Source organism: Streptomyces sp. NPDC048461, assembly GCF_055587105.1.
Genome location: NZ_JBVJGW010000091.1, coordinates 1 through 1,065, shown reverse-complemented (window position 1 = coordinate 1,065; position 1,065 = coordinate 1). Strand labels below are relative to the sequence as shown.

The 1,065-nt window shown below is 60.5% G+C and carries 1 protein-coding gene; it reads left to right on the top strand.

From position 1 onward, the window contains the following. Positions 1–1,065 (top strand): RHS repeat-associated core domain-containing protein (locus tag ACZ6S8_RS39690; RefSeq protein ID WP_469463287.1); only part of this gene is annotated, 1,065 nt, incomplete at both ends.

Below are 1,065 nucleotides of genomic sequence, written 5' to 3'. Positions count from 1 at the left end.
AACAACCACTATGCCGACGGCGCACCGCTGTTGAAACATCGCTTCAGCTACACCGACGGCGGCTACGAGGGCGCCGGTTACTTCAACGGCAATATCGCCGGCGTAGTGCACGACAATGCGGTCAGGCCCGAAAACAGCTTCGCTTATCGCTATCGCTACGATCCGCGCGGCCAATTGACGGTCGCCGAGCACAGCGTCACTTCCGCCTACAGCCTCGGCGTCGGCGCGCCGCTGACCTTCGACGCCGGCGGCAACATCCTCCGGCTGCAACAGGGAGACACCCTCTTCAGCTATGAGTATCAGCCGAACAGCGGCAAAGTCGCCGCCGTGCTCGCCAATGACGCGGTCGCGCAGCGTTACGAGTATGACGTCGTCGGTAACGTCACGCTCTCCGCCAGTCGCGGTATTCAGCGTATCGATTACAACCCACTGAATAATCTTCCGTTAACGATCGCACTGGATGACGGCCGCCAGCTTGCGCTGTGCTACAACGGCATCAATCAGCGGGTGCAAAAGCGGTTCGCCGACGGCAGCAAACTCGCTTACGTACACGGCCTGAGCGACGCGCCGCTGATGGAGTTCGGCGCTCGTACGACGCAATATCTCTATGGCGTCGGCGGATTGCTGCTGCTCATCGACGGTGGTGAGGCCCAGTACGTGCTGAAGGATCAGCAAGGTTCGATCCGTGCCGTAGTGGCGGAAAACGGTCAGGTCAACGCATTGCTCGACTACATGCCCTTCGGCCAATCGTTGCCGACTGGCGTCGGCACGTCCTCGTTACTGCGCTATCGCTACACCGGCCAGGAGTTGGACGAAGATTTGGGACTCTATAACTATCGGGCGCGCTTCTACGATCCGCAATTGGGGCGCTTTTACTCCTGCGATCCTAGATTCCAGTATGGCGGCCCTTACGTCTACTGCGGCAACAACCCGGTTAATCAGACCGACCCTTCCGGTGAGATCGCCCCAATCATTATCATCTTGCTGATCGGGGCTGCCGTCGGCGCCGTGCTGGGCGGCGGGGTCGCCCTGTACAGCGGCTATCAGTCCGGATTGCGCGGTGGC